General features: G+C 71.4%; 14 protein-coding genes and 1 pseudogene. 6 read left to right on the top strand and 9 right to left on the bottom strand.

Annotation, left to right across the window (positions count from 1 at the left end):
• The first annotated feature begins 201 nt into the window (after positions 1-201).
• On the top strand, positions 202-1,368 hold the full coding sequence (locus ABZW30_RS01915) for an agmatine deiminase family protein (RefSeq protein WP_355669063.1): 1,167 nt from the start codon (positions 202-204) through the stop codon (positions 1,366-1,368).
• Positions 1,369-1,420: 52 nt separating this feature from the next.
• On the opposite strand, the gene ABZW30_RS01910 is transcribed toward ABZW30_RS01915, so the two are convergent.
• Positions 1,421-1,999 (bottom strand): TetR/AcrR family transcriptional regulator, encoded by a 579-nt coding sequence (locus ABZW30_RS01910; RefSeq protein ID WP_355669062.1) that lies wholly within the window; start codon positions 1,997-1,999, stop codon positions 1,421-1,423.
• Positions 2,000-2,067: 68 nt separating this feature from the next.
• On the opposite strand from ABZW30_RS01910, the gene ABZW30_RS01905 reads away from it, so the two are divergent.
• Positions 2,068-2,190 (top strand): hypothetical protein, encoded by a 123-nt coding sequence (locus ABZW30_RS01905; protein WP_355669061.1) that lies wholly within the window; start codon positions 2,068-2,070, stop codon positions 2,188-2,190.
• 24 nt (positions 2,191-2,214) lie between these two features.
• Here the strand turns inward: ABZW30_RS01905 and ABZW30_RS01900 are convergent, their stop codons facing one another.
• The 5 genes from ABZW30_RS01900 to ABZW30_RS01880 all read right to left on the bottom strand — a co-directional run bounded on the left by ABZW30_RS01900 (position 2,215) and on the right by ABZW30_RS01880 (position 8,134).
• Positions 2,215-3,528, bottom strand: a complete 1,314-nt coding sequence (locus tag ABZW30_RS01900; protein WP_355669371.1) for an MFS transporter — start codon at positions 3,526-3,528, stop codon at positions 2,215-2,217.
• A 74-nt stretch (positions 3,529-3,602) separates the two neighbouring features.
• A complete protein-coding gene (locus ABZW30_RS01895) occupies positions 3,603-4,433 on the bottom strand; it encodes a glycerophosphodiester phosphodiesterase (protein ID WP_355669060.1) in 831 nt (276 codons plus the stop codon).
• A 164-nt stretch (positions 4,434-4,597) separates the two neighbouring features.
• Positions 4,598-5,752: an alkaline phosphatase family protein gene (locus tag ABZW30_RS01890; RefSeq protein ID WP_355669059.1), complete on the bottom strand. Its 1,155-nt coding sequence runs from the start codon at positions 5,750-5,752 to the stop codon at positions 4,598-4,600.
• Between the two features lie 179 nt (positions 5,753-5,931).
• Positions 5,932-6,792 carry a menaquinone biosynthesis protein gene (locus ABZW30_RS01885; RefSeq protein WP_355669058.1) on the bottom strand — a complete coding sequence of 287 codons (861 nt, stop codon included), beginning with the start codon at positions 6,790-6,792 and terminating at the stop codon, positions 5,932-5,934.
• Between the two features lie 427 nt (positions 6,793-7,219).
• A complete protein-coding gene (locus ABZW30_RS01880) occupies positions 7,220-8,134 on the bottom strand; it encodes a YhjD/YihY/BrkB family envelope integrity protein (protein WP_355669057.1) in 915 nt (304 codons plus the stop codon).
• A 326-nt stretch (positions 8,135-8,460) separates the two neighbouring features.
• Here ABZW30_RS01880 and ABZW30_RS01875 point away from each other — a divergent pair, with 326 nt between their 5' ends.
• The gene (locus ABZW30_RS01875) at positions 8,461-9,669 is read left to right on the top strand and encodes a PP2C family protein-serine/threonine phosphatase (RefSeq protein ID WP_355669056.1); all 1,209 of its coding nucleotides are present in this window, start codon (positions 8,461-8,463) and stop codon (positions 9,667-9,669) included.
• Between the two features lie 145 nt (positions 9,670-9,814).
• Here ABZW30_RS01875 and ABZW30_RS01870 read toward each other — a convergent pair whose 3' ends face one another.
• Both ABZW30_RS01870 and ABZW30_RS01865 read right to left on the bottom strand, forming a co-directional pair.
• Positions 9,815-11,659, bottom strand: a complete 1,845-nt coding sequence (locus ABZW30_RS01870; RefSeq protein ID WP_355669055.1) for an ABC transporter ATP-binding protein — start codon at positions 11,657-11,659, stop codon at positions 9,815-9,817.
• 179 nt (positions 11,660-11,838) lie between these two features.
• Positions 11,839-12,081, bottom strand: a complete 243-nt coding sequence (locus ABZW30_RS01865; RefSeq protein ID WP_355669054.1) for a hypothetical protein — start codon at positions 12,079-12,081, stop codon at positions 11,839-11,841.
• A gap of 417 nt (positions 12,082-12,498) precedes the next feature.
• Here ABZW30_RS01865 and ABZW30_RS01860 point away from each other — a divergent pair, with 417 nt between their 5' ends.
• Together ABZW30_RS01860 and ABZW30_RS01855 are read left to right on the top strand one after the other, a co-directional pair.
• Positions 12,499-13,119 carry a DUF6230 family protein gene (locus ABZW30_RS01860; protein WP_355669053.1) on the top strand — a complete coding sequence of 207 codons (621 nt, stop codon included), beginning with the start codon at positions 12,499-12,501 and terminating at the stop codon, positions 13,117-13,119.
• Positions 13,120-13,226: 107 nt separating this feature from the next.
• Positions 13,227-13,706: a DUF6114 domain-containing protein gene (locus tag ABZW30_RS01855; RefSeq protein ID WP_355669370.1), complete on the top strand. Its 480-nt coding sequence runs from the start codon at positions 13,227-13,229 to the stop codon at positions 13,704-13,706.
• Positions 13,707-13,843: 137 nt separating this feature from the next.
• On the opposite strand, the gene ABZW30_RS01850 is transcribed toward ABZW30_RS01855, so the two are convergent.
• Positions 13,844-14,218 carry a transglycosylase SLT domain-containing protein gene (locus ABZW30_RS01850; protein WP_355669052.1) on the bottom strand — a complete coding sequence of 125 codons (375 nt, stop codon included), beginning with the start codon at positions 14,216-14,218 and terminating at the stop codon, positions 13,844-13,846.
• 828 nt (positions 14,219-15,046) lie between these two features.
• Here ABZW30_RS01850 and ABZW30_RS01845 point away from each other — a divergent pair.
• Positions 15,047-15,637 (top strand): annotated as a pseudogene (locus ABZW30_RS01845) (histidine kinase); the annotation flags it as partial.

Here is a 15,637-nt window from a genome sequence, read left to right as displayed (position 1 = left end):
CCCGGGTCCCTGCCCGATCCGACGAAACCCAGGAGACAGGCCCCGGACGGCCGCGGCCCGGCAGGCGGTGGGACCTGCCGGGCCGCGACCGGGACCGGGAGGTGATTCACCTCGATGGCGGGTACCCGCGGCGCCGGTTCCGGGCCGCTCCTTCCGTAGCGTGCGGGTCCGTACTCCAGGCACCCACCGGAACGAGGTCCCATGGTTCACCCCCGGCCGTCCCGCCGTACACTCCTGCGCTCCGGAGCCGCGCTCGCCGCGCTGGCGCTGACCGACGGCTGTTCCTCCGACAGCGGCGGGGCGGAACCGCCCGGCCCGAGCGGCACGGCCTCGGGCGCGGCCCCGTCGGCCGGCCCCGCCGCCGCGACGATGCCTGCCGAGTCGCGCCCGCACACCCGCACCTTCATGGCCTGGCCGGCCCTGGAGGAGGTGTGGGGCGACCAACTCCCCGGCGTCCGCCAGGACATCGCCGGGCTGGCCCAGACCATCGCGGGCTTCGAGCCGGTCGTCCTGCTGGCCCGCCCCGACCAGGCCGACCAGGCGCGTCAGGCCTGCGGCTCCACCGTCGAGGTGATCGAGCTGATGGTCGACGACCTGTGGGTCCGGGACACCGGCCCGACCTTCGTCACCGGCCCGAAGGGGCTCGTCGGGATCGACTTCAACTTCAACGGCTGGGGCAACAAGCAGACCCACGCCAATGACAGCCAGGTCGCCCGCAACCTCCTGGACCACTACGGCATCGCCCGCGTCCGGGCCGCGATCACCGGGGAGGGCGGTGGCATCGAGGTGGACGGTGAGGGCACCCTGATGGCCACCGAGAGTTCCTGGGTCAACGACAACCGCAACCCCGGCAGGACCCGAGACCAGATCGAGGAGAGCTTCAAGGAGCTGCTCGGCGTGGAGAAGGTGCTCTGGTTCAAGGGCGTCGCCGGGCAGGACATCACCGACTGCCACATCGACGCCCTCACCCGCTTCGCCGAACCCGGCACCGCCGTGCTGCACCGCCCGGCCGCCGACACCCCGCCGGACATCTGGAGCACCGCCTCCGACCAGGCCCTCCAGGTGCTGAAGTCCGCGACCGACGCCAAGGGCCGGACACTCAAGGTGGTCGAAATCCCCGAGCCCGACTTCGACCTGATCCAGGGTTCGGGCAAGAACTTCCTCGCGACCTACATCAACTACTACGTCTGCAACGGCGGCGTCATCGTTCCGCGCTTCGGTGACCGGGCCGCCGACGACCACGCGGTCGGCATCATCGGGGACCTCCACCCCGGCCGGAAGGTCACCCAGGTCACCATCAACCACATCGCCGCGGGCGGCGGCGGCATCCACTGCGCCACCCAGCAGCAGCCCGCCATCGGGTCGTAGCGACGTTGGGGCGGGCGAACGGGCGGACGACCGTCCGTGCCGCCCTCCCGGTTCAGGCGCCGAGCCGGGCCACCTCGGTGTCGACGGCGTCGGTCATGAGGGTGCGGGCGTGCGCCAGCGGCAGGCTCCCGCTGAGCCAGCGCATGCTCAGCCCCTCCAGCAGCGCGGTCAGCCGTTCGGCGGCGCCGGCCAGCGCGACCGCCGAGGTCATCGGCTGCACGACGCCGAGTAGTTCGGCGATCTCCTGCACCCAGATCCGGGTGGCGCGTGCGAGGTCCTCGCGCAGGGTCTCGTCGAACACGGCGCTGGCGCGCAGTTCGCCCCAGGCGGTGCTGTTCTCCCGTACTTCGGTGGTGTCCTGGAGCTCCAGCAGCAGCGTCTGCTCCAGCTCCTCGCGCGGGGTCAGCGGCGGTGCGTCCGCCGCGCGCTCGGTCGTGTACCGCTCGGCCCGGTCGTTGATGAACTCCAGCGTCTGCCGGAGGATCCCCGTGCGGTCCTTGAAGTGGTAGTAGATGAGCGCGGTGGACACGCCCGCCTCCGCCGCGAGCTCCTCCACCCGCAGCCCACGCACCCCGCGCCGGGCGATCACCCGCGCGGCTGCTTCCAAGATCGACGTTTTACGGCTGGCCACGATCCACCACCTTACCCGGGCACCCCGGCCAAGATCGGCCCGCCCGTCTGAAGAGCCGGTCAGCCCCGGTGCGACCGCCCCGGGGCGAACTCGTCCGGCTGATCGGGGAGGTGCACGCCGCCGGGCTGGTGCTGCCGGCCGCGACGACGCCCGTACCGCCCGCCCGGGCCCGGGCCCCGCTGCTCTGCTGAGCCGTCAGGAGAGCAGCAGGGCCGTCACAGCCGCTCGGGGACGGGGTTGCCCACGGCCTCGATGGCGCGGCGCACAGGAACCTTCACCAGCACCGCGAAGCCGATCACGAAGAACACCAGCAGCGAGATGATCGCCGAGCGGTAGCTGCCGGTGATCTCGTACGCGAGGCCGAAGACCAGCGGGCCCATCCAGCTGGTGCCGCGGTCGCTGACCTTGTACAGGCTGAAGTACTCGGCCTCCCGGCCCGCCGGGATCAGGTGCGAGAACAGCGAACGGGAGAGCGCCTGGCTGCCGCCGAGCACCAGGCCGATCATGCAGGCCAGGACGTAGAACCAGGCCGGCTGGTGGGCGGGCATGAAGTAGCCGAGGGCCAGGGTGATCACCCAGCCGACCAGCGAGCCGAGGATGGTCTTCTTGGCGCCGTACCGCTGGGCGATCCGGCCGAGCAGCAGTGCGCCGCCGATCGCCACGATCTGGACCATCAGCACGGCGGTGACCAGCGAGGTCTGGGTCATGCCGAGCTCCTCGCTGCCGTACAGCGAGGCCTGCGAGACGACGGTCTGGATGCCGTCGTTGTAGCAGAGGAAGGCGGCGAGGTAGAGCAGCGTCAGCGGGTGCTTGCGCATGCCCTTCAGGGTGCGGCCGAGTTCGCGCAGGCTGCCGGCGGCGGGCTGCGCGGCCGCGGCCGCGGCGCGGCTGGGCGCGACGCCGGCCCGGGAGGGCAGCCGCAGCAGCGGGACGACGGTGAACAGCGCCCACCACAGGCCGGCCGAGGCCAGGCAGATCCGCACGGCGGTGCCGGAGGACAGTCCCAGCGCGTCGCAGTTCTGGAACAGCGCCAGGTTGGCGATCAGCAGCAGCCCGCCGCCCGCGTAGCCGTAGGCCCATCCCTTGGAGGAGACCTTGTCGCGCTCGTCGGGGGAGGCCAGGCCCGGCAGGTAGGCGTAGGAGAGCGCGACCGACACCGCGTACGAGATGTTGGCGACCACCAGCAGCGCGCCGCCGAGCAGGTAGCGGTCGCCGTCGAGGAGGAACATCCCCATCGTGGCGAGCGCGCCGACGTACGCGAAGCCGCACATCAGCTCCTTGTGCCGCCCGGTGCGGTCGGCGACCGTGCCGGTCAGCAGCATCACCGCGACCGAGATCAGCACGGAGAAGGAGACCGTGTAGGGGAAGAACGATCCTGCCCGGATCGACAGGCCGAGCGGGTGCACGTCGCCGGACGCGTCGGCGGCCTTCTTGGCCACCTCGGTCAGGTACGGCCCGAGGAACACCGTCAGGACGGTGGCGGAGAAGGCCGCGTTGGCCCAGTCGTTGATGTACCAGCCGAACTGCATCCGGCGCAGCGAGCGGCCGTCGTCGGCGCTCGCCGGGGGGTCCGCGACGTGGTCCTGCAGGTGGTCCGTGCTGCTCATACGGCTCCTATCACCGTGCTGGAGCCGGTGCTGCCGTCCGTCCAGCAGCCGCGCTCGCTGAGGACGTCCCGAAGAACGTCGATGCGATCGGCCATGATGCCATCCACACCGAGGTCCAGGAGAGCCCTGATCCGTGTGGGATCGTCCACAGTCCAGACGTGCACCTGCAGGCCGAGCCGGTGCGCGGTCCGGACGAAGGCCCGGTCGACCACCCGCACGCCCTGGTGCCGCTCCGGCACCTGCGCGCACATCCCGGCGTACGGTGCCCCACGCCCGCGCAAGAGCGCCCCGGGCAGCACCAGCTCGCCGAGCGAGCGCAGCCGCAGCCGCGCCACCTCGCGCGGCCCGAGCGAGGTGGCCAGCCGGGGCCCGGCGGCGGCCCGGACGGCGGCCAGGCGGCTGTCGGAGAAGCCGCCGACGCAGACCCGGTCCCAGGCGTCGGTCCGGCGGATCGCCTCGACCAGTGGCCCGACGGCCGGTGCCGCCTTGACGTCGATGTTGAACCGCGCCCCCGGGAACGCCCCGAGCAGGTCCTCCAGCAGTGGCACCGGCTCGGTCCCGCCGATCCGGGCCCGCCTGACGCTCTCCCAGGGCAGCTCCGCCACCGCCCCGATCCGGTCGGTGACCCGGTCGAGCCGGGAGTCGTGGAAGGCCACCAGCACTCCGTCGGCGGTGGCGTGCACATCCGTTTCGAGGTACCGGTACCCGAGCGCCACGGCCGCCTCGAAGGCGGCGAGCGAGTTCTCGGGATACCCGAGTTCACCACCCCGGTGCGCGAAGGCGAGCGTCCCCGGATGATCGAGGAAGGGGTGGGGGTGGGGGTGCATGTGCTGCTCCGAGCTGCGGGGACAGAAGCGGGCGCCGCCCGTTCCGCCGCCGTCCCGGACCCGCGCGCGTTACAGTATTCCGCACCCTGTCAAGCGGTAACGATCAGTGCCCCACCCTCCCGGGGCTTGGGTTCCAGGGAGGGTGGGGCACTGGTGCGGGGCGCTCAGGGGTGGGTGATGAGCACGTCGTTCGGGCGGCCCAGCGAGCTGCCGTCGCGCAGGATCACCTCGTCGGTGAGCTTCGGCACAGTGACCGGCGAGGGCGGCAGCGGAGCCGCCGGGGGAGTGGGCCGGGGCGCCGGCGGCAGGGTGACCTGGCTGCCGAACGCGGGCGGCTTGGGCATGACGGCGCCGGTGCCCGAGAGGTCGACCAGGTCCGCGAGGCCGCCGTCGTCGTCCACCCGCGGCACGCCCAGCGGCGGCAGGCCGAGCAGCTGGATGGCGGTCTTGGGAAGGCTGACGTGGGAGCACCAGCGCGAGTCGATGCCCGGGCGGACCCGGCCGCCGAACATCAGCAGTGGCACCCGGGGCCCGTAGGCGACCTGGACGCCGTCGGCGGTGTACTCCACGTTCGGGGTGTCGACGTGGTCGTCGAAGCCACCCCAGTCGTCCCAGGTCAGCAGGAACACCGTCTCGTCCCAGGAGCCGGCCTGCACCACCGCGTCGACGGCCTGCCAGACCGCGTCCATGCCGAGCGACACGTCGGCCGTGGGGTGCTCGTCGTAGGGGCCGTCGTGCCACACCATCGACAGGGCCGGCAGCTTCCCGGCGCCCGCGTCGTTGAGGAACTGCTGCGAGGGCTTGGCCGAACGCACGATGTTCGCGGACCCCTTGAGCTGCTGGTAGAACTCCACCGGGTACCCGGTGGCGCCGGTGTAGGCCTTCCAGCTCAGGTTGTTGTCCTGGGCGTGCCCGGGCAGCGAGGGCAGGTCCCAGACCGGCTGACTGTTGTGCGGAGGGTTGCGCAGCGTCGGGGACTGACCGCCGGTGATGAGCAGGTGGTTGGGCGTGGAGTTGGTGCCGAAGCCCGAGCAGTGGTTCTCCAGGAACGCGCCGGAGGCCGCGAGCCAGGCGTAGAACGGCAGATCGGTGGTGGTGTCGAACTGCACGTGCGCGGCGGTGCTGCCCTGCTGGGTGAGCCAGCGGTAGTAGGCGTGCCGGTCGTGCGACGGGTCGGCCACCGGGGGGTTGGGCGTGATCGGCCAGCCGGTGGCGACGTTGGCGCCGTAGGGCGCCATGGAGAGGAAGTAGTTGTCGGTGGTGTGGTTCTCCTGAACCATGATCACCACGTGCTTGATCAGACCTGCCGGGGACGTCATGGGGCACTCTCCGCACAACGGGCTTACGTGGACGCCCCATTGACGCATGCTCATCCGCTGCGGCACCGGCTCGCGGGGCCGTCACTCACTGCAACGGCCCAAGCCGCTCCCCGCAGCGCCGGGCCGGCGGCCTCCGACGGTAGCCTGCCGACTCGGCGAGTGGCACTGCGGCGGACCGGCTATGCGCCCAGCACCTGCACCCGGGTGTCCGTGGGGAAGCCGGCGATCGGGCCGGCCTGCCGGGCGAACTCGGTGATGGCGGCGAACTGGTCCTCCGCCAGCCGGAAGTCGAGGGTCTTGAAGTAGCGCTCCAACGAGGCCGCGTCGAACGGTTCCCAGCGCGCGGCCTGTTCGGCTATCTCGGGGAGGTGCTCCAGGGACAGGTCGCGGGCGGCGAGCAGGGAGCGGTGCACCCGGCGGACCAGTTCGGGGTGGCGGAGCAGGTAGTCGCGGCGGACGGCCCAGACCGCGAAGACGAACGGCAGCCCGGTCCAGTCCTTCCACATCTGCCCGAGGTCGTGGACGTGCAGGCCCAGCCGCTCGGCCTGGTGCAGCGACGCCGTCAGCGCGACGTCCCCGATGACCACGGCCGCGTCCGCCTCCCGCATCATCGCTTCCAGGTCGGGCTGGTGGACCTCGTAGCGCGGCGTGACCCGGTACTGCTCGGCGAGCAGGAGCCTGGCCAGGCACACCGATGTCCTGGATGTGGAGCCGAGTGCCACCCGGGCGCCGTCCAGCCGGTCCAGCGGCAGCCGGGAGACGATCGAGCAGGACATCACCGGGCCGTCGCAGCCCACCGCCAGCCCGGGCAGCACCACCAGCTGGTCGGCGTTGCGCAGGAACTCGACCAGGCTGATCGGCGAGATGTCGAGGTCCCCGCGGACCAGTCCGTCGTTCAACTCGTCGGGGGTCCTTCTGGCGAGTTCGAGGTCCAGCAGGGCACTGGTCCGGGCCAGCCCCCAGTACACGGGCAGTGAGTTGAGGAACCGGATGTGTCCGACCCGGGGACGACGGACGGCGGTGCTCGGTGTTGTCTCCACAATCGGAGAGTAGCCCCGCGCCACCCGGGCGACGCCGAGGGGGCCACGCGAACCAGTGGCCCCCTCGGCTGTCCCGCGACTGCTTCTCACCGGTGATTCTGATGTTCGCTCAGATGGTCGGGGGACGTTCGCGAGGTCGCGGGCGAGGTACCCGGCGGTGTAGGGGCCGGAGGCCTACAAGAGGTCGGCGGGGTGCTCTGGAAGAGAGCATGGCCGCTGCTGCTGCCGTCGTTGCTGTCGCCGTCGCTGCCGCTGTCGTCGCCGGCGGCCTGGGCCTCGGCCGCCCGCCGCGACCAACCTCGCCTGGCGTCGTTCTCGTCGGACCGACCAAGACTGCCCCGACTCGCCGGAATTCAACCTAAATCACCGGTATTGCGCCTAGGCCGACGCCTCGACCCGACCGCGAACGTGAACCCCGGCCGCGGGGTCAGGTCTTCCGTCTGTGCGGCCGTCGTCCTGGCAGACGGCGGGGCCGGTGTCGCGCGGTGGTGTGCCAGCGCGATCGCACGTCCTGGACCAGCTGCTCCCACTCGTGGCGGACCTCGTCGTCCGGGGGGCGCTCACCACGACGGACGCGGCACAGTTCGTCGTGCACCTCTCGTCCCAGCGCCGCGGATCCGACGATGGTGATCATCGCGCCGAACAGGGCCGACAGTGTCGCGAAGACCGCGCCCGCCGAGCCGTAGCGGCTGGCGTCCGAGCTGAACAGACGGGGCAGGTAGACCGTCGCGCCCACCTCGTAGACGGCTGTGAGCGCGGCCGCGACGGCGCCGAACGGTACCAGGGCCGTGGGGCCGATGCGCCTGGCGGACAGGATCCACCCGCTCCAGAGCAGGAACGCCCCGGTCAGTGGCGCCACCAGCAGCGCTGCCCCCAGGCCGTAGCGCCCGCGCCCGAGGACGGCGTGCAGCGAGATGTTGGCCGCCAGGTAAGCCACCAGGCCGAGGATCCACCGCAAGCCGTTCGGGGTGTTGCGCACGCTGAGCGGTTTGAGGTCCCAGGTCTGCTCGAACATCCGCTGCACTGCCCGGCTGAGACTCAGCAGCGAGATCAGCAGGAAGAGGGCGCTCAGGGAGTCGACGCCCGTGTCCGCGCCGGCGGACGGCGACAGGACGTCCTGGACGGCCTGGGCTCCGCCACCGGTGAGCCCGTAGCGTTCGACGATGTGGTCGGCTACATCGTGCAGTCCGAGGTGAGAGAGGAACGCGCCGCAGAGAATCGCCAGCGGGACCATGGCCGCCAGCGCAGCGGACGCCAGGGCCATGGCCCGGTCGAAACCGGCTACCCGCTGGAACCGCCTGACGACGCGCAGCACGAACGCCGGACGCAGCCAGAACGTCATCGCCGCGAGGGCGATCTCACGCTTGTGCCGAACCGTCCTGTCCTTCCACGCTCGCGACGACGACCATGTGAGCCTAGCCGGGCGGGTTCCCGTCCGCCCGGCTCCGACGGCGCCCCGGCATGTCGCGCCCGTCCGGGCCCCGGACGCCGATCGTGGGGGCCCGGTCCGGTCCGGTCGCGCGGCTCCGGCGCGCGTGGGCGGACAGCCCGGCGTCGTCCTCCACCCGGTGGTTCCCGATCACGTCGGCGCCCGCACCCGGCGCGATCGTGCCTGACGTGAGAGTGGCCGGGATCGGTGTGAGACTGGGCACGGAAGGGGTGATCTCCGTGTCGGACCCACCGCACGCGTCCGCCGGTCCCGACACCGCCGTCGACGAGAATCGGCTGGAAGCGTTGATCATCGAGGCGCAGACGGCCTTGCCGGTCGAACTGCCCGCCCTGGCGAACCGTTGCGCCGCGGCCCTCGGCCTGGACACCGCGCTGATCTACCTCGTCGACCTGCAACAACGGCTGCTCGTCCCACTCGACGAGGCCATGGAGCCGCTGCCGGTGGACCGCTCGCCGGCCGGCTGGGCGTACCGCAGGGTCTCCCCGCAGGTGGCAGCCGACGACGGCGGCGTGATCGTCTGGATGCCGCTGGTCGACGGTGCGGAGCGGCTGGGCGTGCTGGCGGTGCGGACCGCGGCGCTCGACGGGGTGCGGATGCGCCGCAGCCGGATGCTGGCCCATCTGTTCGCCATGCTGATCACCTCCAAGCGCACCTACAGCGACTGGCTCGCCTCCCTCGCCCGCACCGCGACCATGGGGTTGCCCGCCGAGATGCTGCGCGCCTTCCTGCCGCCCAACACCGTCGGCAGCCGCCGGTGCGTCTCGACCGCGGTCCTGGAACCGGCGTACGACGTCGCCGGTGACGCCTTCGACCACTCGGTGATCAAGAACGTGCTGCACACCATGATCCTCGACTCCATGGGGCACGATCTGACCGCCGGCCTGACCACGTCCGTCGCCATGGCGGCGGCGCGCAACGCCCGCCGCGCCGGCGGCGCCCCGGCCGACGTCGTCGGCTCCGTCGACCAAGCGCTCGCCCGGTGGCTGCCCGACCATTTCTGCACCGGCGTGCTGTGCCGGCTCGACGCGGAGACCGGGGTGCTGCACTGGGTCAACTGCGGTCACCCACCGCCGCTGCTGATCCGCGCCGAGCGGGTGCTCCACGGAGCGCTGGACAGCCCCCCGCAGCCGCCGATCGGTCTGGTCGGCCACCTCGCCCCGGAAGCCCGGCAGGTCCACGAGACGACACTGGAACCGGGCGACCGCGTCCTGCTCTACACCGACGGCGTCGTGGAGGCACGCGACACGGAGGGTGAGGAGTTCGGCCTCGACCAGTTCACCGACTTCATCATCCGCTCCTCGGCCGCCGGCCAGCGCCCGGCCGAGGTGCTGCGGCTGCTCATCCACGCCATCCTCGACCACCAGCGCAACCGCCTGCGGGACGATGCGACCATCCTGCTCTTCGAATGGCGCCCGCAGCGCCCGTGACGTGCTGCCGCACCGATCCGCTTCTGTTCACCGCCCTCGGACGCCACCTGCCGCCGTCACTCCTGGCCGCCGGCGCACCGGCCGCGAGCCGTTCGGCCCGCCCCGTCGGTGCGTGGCGCCGCCGTCGACGCGGCGGGCCAGGGGCTCAGGGGACGATCTTCACCGACGCGGCCCGTGGGTGGTGGAGCCGGTGGAGGCCGGCATAGGCGGGGCTGCGGGCGAGGAGTTCCTCATGGGTGCCGTGGGCGGCGAGCAGGCCTTGTTCGAGCAGGACGATCTGGTCGGCGTCGCGGACGGTGAGCAGGTTGTGCGAGATGATGATCGTCGTGCGGCCGGCCATCAGCACACGCAGCGGGCCCATGATCCGCCGGGCCGACTCGGCGTCCAGGCCGGTGGTGGGTTCGTCCAGGACGAGGACGGGTGCGTCCCGGATCATCGCACGGGCGATGGCCAGACGCTGGCGCTGGCCGCCGGAGAGAAGTCGTCCGCGCTGGCCGACCACGGTGTCGTAGCCGTCGGGCAGCAGGCTGACGAACCCGTGGGCGTCCGCCGCCCTGGCGGCCGCCACGACCTCGGCCTCGGTCGCCTCCGGGCGCCCGTACGCGATGTTCTCCCGGACGGTGCCGTGGAAGACCAGGGTCTCCTGCAGGACCACGGCGACGTTCTCGCGCAGCTCGGTGAGCGACAGCTCGCGCAGATCGACACCGTCGAGCCGGACCGAGCCGGCGGTCGGGTCGTAGAAGCGGAGCAGCAGCTTGGCGACGGTGGACTTCCCCGCGCCGCTGGCACCGACCAGGGCCAGCGTCTTCCCCGGCGTCACCTCGAAGGACACCCCGGACAGCGCGGGCGTTGCCGCCTCCGGGTAGCTGAAGGTCACGTCGTCGAACTCGATCCCGCCACGGGCTCGGCCGATCGCCCGCGGGGTCGCGGGGGCGGCGACCTGCGGTCGCTGGTCGAGCAGTTCGATGATCCGCTCGGCGGCGGCGGAAGCGCTGTAGAAGGCGTTGCCGAGCCCGGACATGCTCCGGATCGGACTGTAGAGCTGGCTCAGCAGTGCGAGAAAGACCATCAGGCCGCCGAGGGTGAGCCGGCCACGGACCAGCTCCCAGGTCCCGAGGCCCATCACCGCCAGGCCGCCGAGCAGCTCGATGAACTCGACCGTCGGTCCGTAGAGCGCCCCGATCCGGGTCGAGGCCATCGCGGCGTGGTACCGGCCGACGCTCTCGCGCTGAAACCTGGAGTGCTCCCAGTCCTGGCGGTTGTACGCCTGGACGAGCGCGATGTTGCCGAGCGACTCCTCGGTGACCGCGCTGATCGAACCGCCGCGCCGGCGGCGTTCGCGCGAGGCCGCCTGGATCAGTTTGGCGAAGCGGCGGGCGGTGAGGAAGAACAGCGGCGCGGCGACCAGTGCGGTCAGCGTCAGGTCCCAGCTCAGCGCCAGCAGGAGGCCGACGAAGACGCCCAGCCGTGCCATCTGGCCGATCGCCGTGACGATCCCGGAGAGCAGGAAGGTCTCGACCGCGTCGACGTCGCCGGTCACCCGGGACAGCACGTCGCCGAGTTGTCGCCGCTCGAAGAAGCCCAGTGACAGGCCCTGGACGTGCCGGAACACGTCCGATCGCAGGATGAGTAGGAAGCGCTCGCTGACCCAGGTGGAGGTTACCTGGCCGGCGAAGCCCAGCGTTCCGGAGAGCAGGGTCAGCCCGGCGTAGGCGAGGGCGACCGGCAGGAACAGACTCAGCCTGTGCGGGATGAGCATGTCGTCGATCACGATCTTGAACAGCCAGATCTCCGCCGCCTCGATCACCGGGCCCACCGCGACCAGGACCAGCAGCACCACCAGCCAGCGGCGGCCGCCCTTGGTGTAGGGCCAGAAGCGCCGGAAGACCTCCCGGAGCGGGACCGGCGGTGCGGCGGCGACCAGGGCGTCGGAGCTCTCGACGACGAGCAGCCCTCGCAGAACCTCTCGAAGGGTCCGTTTTCGCGTCATCTCACGGTCTTCCCGCTTGCCGCCCGGCACCGGTCACCCCGCGGAACCCCGCTCCGAGCCTGCGAACCCTCTGAGTGGCGCGGGCCGGACGGACCGGGTCGGGCGATCAACAGGCCGGGCACGAAACATGCCCGGCCTGGTCTCGCAACGGATCGGAAAGCGTTCAGCCACTGCGGACGTCAGCGACCGCAGCCGCCGCCGCCCCAGTTGCCCCAGTCGCCACGGCCGCCACGGCCGAAGTCGCCGCGTCCGAAGTCGCCGCGGCCGAAGTCGTCGCCGCGCCCGAAGTCGCCGCCGCCGCGTCCGAAGTCGCCGCCGCCGCGACCGAAGTCGCCACCGCCGCCGCCGCCGCGACCGAAGTCGCCACCGCCGCCGCCGCTGTTAAACCTGCCGAGGTTACGGAGGTTTCCGACGAGTCCCATGATCAAACCTTCCTACGATTCCCCCTCAAACCATCGTCAGTCCGAGCCGATGGGATCGGCAAGCGCAATCCGGGGAAAATTGAAGATTTAAAAATTTGTCAGAATATCGCTACTGATGGCCATGCCGGTGATATTTTCAGCAAAATAATGCTAAAGTTTTGGTCGAACTCAAGTCAAGGGGTCGAGTGCGGCGGGCGGCCGTCACGATCGTCCGTGACCGATGGGCCGCTGGAGTGATGTGCGGCGACATGGTCGTCAACGTGGTCGTGAGTGGTTTGCGGAGCCATTTCCTGCATCGCATGATCGGCTGTGTTCGGTCTTTTCCGGTCTCGGGCAGTCGGTGTGGTGTCCCGTGCGCCCCTCCCGGCCGGTCACGCGGGCGCCCGGGAGTCATGGTCCACGTCAGAGAGGGGCGGCATGTCGCAACGCTTCGGCAGGACCCGCTGGAAGCGCTTCGCCGTCATCCTGCTGCCGTGTCTCGCGGCCACCGCGGCCCTCGTGGCCGGGGTGGCCGAGAACGCGCTCGCCGCGTCGTTCCTCATCTCCGGGGAGGAGTTCAAGCTCTCCGCCGACGAGCTCGACGGTGAAGGCTTCAGCCTGTACGGCACGGTGGACCTCACCCGTGAGCACGACCCGGTGCCGGTCATGGTGACGGGGTTCGAGTCCGCCACGATCCGCGGGCTCTGCCAGTCCGCCGTTTTCCCGATCCCGGTGCTGGGCCCCTTCACGCTGCGGCTCACCGGTGGCGAGCGAGCGGCCACCGCGAAGGGGTTCTTCATCGACGCGAAGCACTTGGCGGCCGACCAGTCGAGCGCCCATCGCCTCGACATCGGCGTCGCCGCCGGAGCGCTCACCAAAGGCGAAATCAGCCGGGGCGATCGGGACTCGCGCTTCTTCAACCCCAACAGCCCGGCACAGCAGGCAAGTTCGATCAATCTGACCGGCGTGCGGGTGACTGCGGTCGCGGTGGCGGCCGGCAGCTTCGGTGTTCCCGGGCTGGGCGTGTCGCTGGTGCGCGGCCGGGACGAGTGCTTCTGACCCGCCGGCCCGATACCCCGATGACCCGTCTCAATCCCACTGATCGCACAGGGAGTCGCCACGTGTGGAGCAGAACCGCGGCCCCGTGGTCCCGGCCGCGCGAGGCGATCGCCACAGCCCGGCGGGAGTTCCGGGTCTGGCGCGGCACCCGCCCCTTCTGGGCCGGCCTGCTGACGTTCGGGGGCGGCCTGCCGATCCTCTACTTCCCCTTCCCCTACACCCGCCTCAGCCTGGGCGGTCTCGGCCTGGCGCTCTCCACCACCGCGGGTGCGGGCTCACTCCTCATCGGGAGCCTGCTGATCACGCTGGGTGTCACGCTCTGGCTCCAGCAGCAGGTGAGGATCTTCGCCGGGGTCGCTGCGATCCTGCTCTCACTGCTCTCCGTGCCGGTCGCCAACTTCGGCGGCTTCTTCCTGGGCCTGCTGCCCGGGCTCATCGGCGGCTCGCTGGCCTGCGCCTGGGCTCCACCCTCCACGCACCCCGAGATCCGTGGTCGTCGCGGCGTCGATGGTCACGCGCCCGGCGCGGACGGTGATGGCGTCGGGCGCGACGACGGTGGCCTGGCGGAGCCGGGGATTTCGGGGTGATCGCGAGAGGGCCCGTGCCACGCGGATCGCGCGGGCACGGGCCCTGTCGGGTCATCCCAGTGGTCCCTGTCCGGCCCCCGGGGTGAGGGGGAGGGAGGTCAAGGTCGCGGGTGTGGTGCTGGGGCCGATCGGTCGGCCTAGTACCAGTGGTGGGTCTGCCAGAAGGCCCAGGCGGCGTTCGGGCTGCCGTAGCGGGTGTTCATGTAGTCCAGCGCCCACTTGATCTGGGTGCGCGGGTTGGTCTTCCAGTCCGCGCCGGCGGAGGCCATCTTGGAGGCCGGCAGCGCCTGGCCCAGGCCGTACGAGCCGGAGCTCGGGTTGGTCGCCGTCACGCTCCAGCCGGACTCGTGGGAGATGATCTGGCTGAACGAGGCCAGCTGGTCCGCCGGCACCATCTGGGCGGCGATGGCCTGCGGGGAGGCGTCCGCGGCCGAGGCCACGGCGGGGACCACGGCGGCACCCAGGGCGGTCAGACCGGCGGCGCCGGCGAAAATCGCGGCAGAGGTACGCATACGCATCGTGAAACTGGGCATGTAGACCTAGACCTCAATCGGGTTGGGCCGAGTCGCGCCCCGTCCTGGACCGTGGCCGGACAGGGGCCGAACAGTCGCGGGGTGTGACTTGGCAGTGAGCCGTTCACCGGCGGGACAGGAGCCGGTGTGGCTGGATGCAGCAATTGTTGCCAGGTGGGATCGGTCATCGACAAGACCCCCTTGTTACGATCCGCTGTCGTATTCAGGGGCCGGCCGGCGCTGATCCGCAGGGCGGGTCGTGCAGTCGGGTGCCGTGCTGAGCTGGGCAGATGCCGCGGTCGGGGGTAGCGGGCGGCGCCGGGAGCAGCCACTATCGCGCGTCGTCGACCTTTTCGGGTGTGAGCGGGATCACGGTTTATGTCAGGTTTTGCCCGATTTGCCCGTCGCTGACCGAGTCGCCGCCCGTGCTCTGAGTGCAGGCGATCTTCCTGGGCCGAGACCCGCATCACACGCGGATGCGCGCCCCACGCGCCGTCGGCGCGATCCGAGTCCGCGAGATCGCCGGACCGGCGGCGCGGGGTGACCACCGGGCGGTCGCTTTCGGCGCGGCCCTGCGTTCACTTGGACAGGCCTCCGGGGACAGGCCTCCGGCTCCGGGGCGTCGGCCTGCCCGCGGTGTGTTCGGCCGTCCGGCGGCTTCGCGCATGCACATGTGCGGGCGGGGTGGCAGCGTGGAAGGGGTCATGATCCGGATGCGCGGGGACGGCCTGGATGCACGGAGTGGACAGCCATGCCCATGGGGGTGCGGAACCGGGCGGACCGGGGGAAGACCGGTCCGCGTGGGGTCGGCTGCGTTCGCGGTCGCGGGTGCGCAGTGTCGCCGGGCAGGTGTTCCTGTGGATGCTGGTCGTGGTGGTGCTGCTGGTCGCCGCGGCGCTGACGGCGTTCATCCTCCAGGCCCGCAGGTACGCCACGAGTGATGCCGAGCACCGCACCCGCGCCGCGGCCGTCACCTTGGCGCAGGTCCCCACGGTGGTCGACGCTCTGGGCAGTGCCGACCCGACCGCGGTGCTGCAGCCGCTGGCCCTGGACATCACGAAGAAGGGCGGCTTCGACTACGTCGCGATCGCCAGCCCCGAGGGGATCCGCTACGCCCAGACCGCCCAGCCCGAGCTGATCGGACAGCGCCTCATCGGCCCGTACCAGCTGGCCCTCAAGGGGCCGATCACCATCAGCTTCACCGCGCCCATCGGACGGGTCGTGGAAAGCAGCGCGCCGGTCACCAGACCGGACGGTTCGGTCGCCGGCCTGGTCCAGGTCGGCTACACCGTCTCGCACGCGGGCAGTGCGGTGAGCCGACAGCTGCCGGTCCTGCTCGGTGGCGCGGTGGCCGCGCTGGCCGTGGGCACGGGCGGGGCGGTGCTGGTGCGGCGGCGGCTGCGCCGCCAGACGCACGGC

The sequence above is a fragment of the Kitasatospora sp. NPDC004669 genome, assembly GCF_040609455.1.
Lineage (GTDB): Bacteria > Actinomycetota > Actinomycetes > Streptomycetales > Streptomycetaceae > Kitasatospora.
The sequence above is the reverse complement of the archived record's forward strand: the minus strand, read 5'-3'. Positions and strand labels throughout refer to the sequence as shown.

Bases quoted from the DNA above. Each gene is read 5' to 3' on its own strand.
- ABZW30_RS01865 (WP_355669054.1), bottom strand. From the start codon at position 12,081: ATGGGACTCGTCGGAAACCTCCGTAACCTCGGCAGGTTTAACAGCGGC.
- ABZW30_RS01895 (WP_355669060.1), bottom strand. From the start codon at position 4,433: ATGCACCCCCACCCCCACCCCTTCCTCGATCATCCGGGGACGCTCGCC.
- ABZW30_RS01900 (WP_355669371.1), bottom strand. From the start codon at position 3,528: ATGCAGTTCGGCTGGTACATCAACGACTGGGCCAACGCGGCCTTCTCC.
- ABZW30_RS01850 (WP_355669052.1), bottom strand. From the start codon at position 14,218: ATGCGTACCTCTGCCGCGATTTTCGCCGGCGCCGCCGGTCTGACCGCC.
- ABZW30_RS01880 (WP_355669057.1), bottom strand. From the start codon at position 8,134: ATGACGTTCTGGCTGCGTCCGGCGTTCGTGCTGCGCGTCGTCAGGCGG.
- ABZW30_RS01915 (WP_355669063.1), top strand. From the start codon at position 202: ATGGTTCACCCCCGGCCGTCCCGCCGTACACTCCTGCGCTCCGGAGCC.
- ABZW30_RS01890 (WP_355669059.1), bottom strand. From the start codon at position 5,752: ATGACGTCCCCGGCAGGTCTGATCAAGCACGTGGTGATCATGGTTCAG.
- ABZW30_RS01860 (WP_355669053.1), top strand. From the start codon at position 12,499: ATGTCGCAACGCTTCGGCAGGACCCGCTGGAAGCGCTTCGCCGTCATC.
- ABZW30_RS01870 (WP_355669055.1), bottom strand. From the start codon at position 11,659: ATGACGCGAAAACGGACCCTTCGAGAGGTTCTGCGAGGGCTGCTCGTC.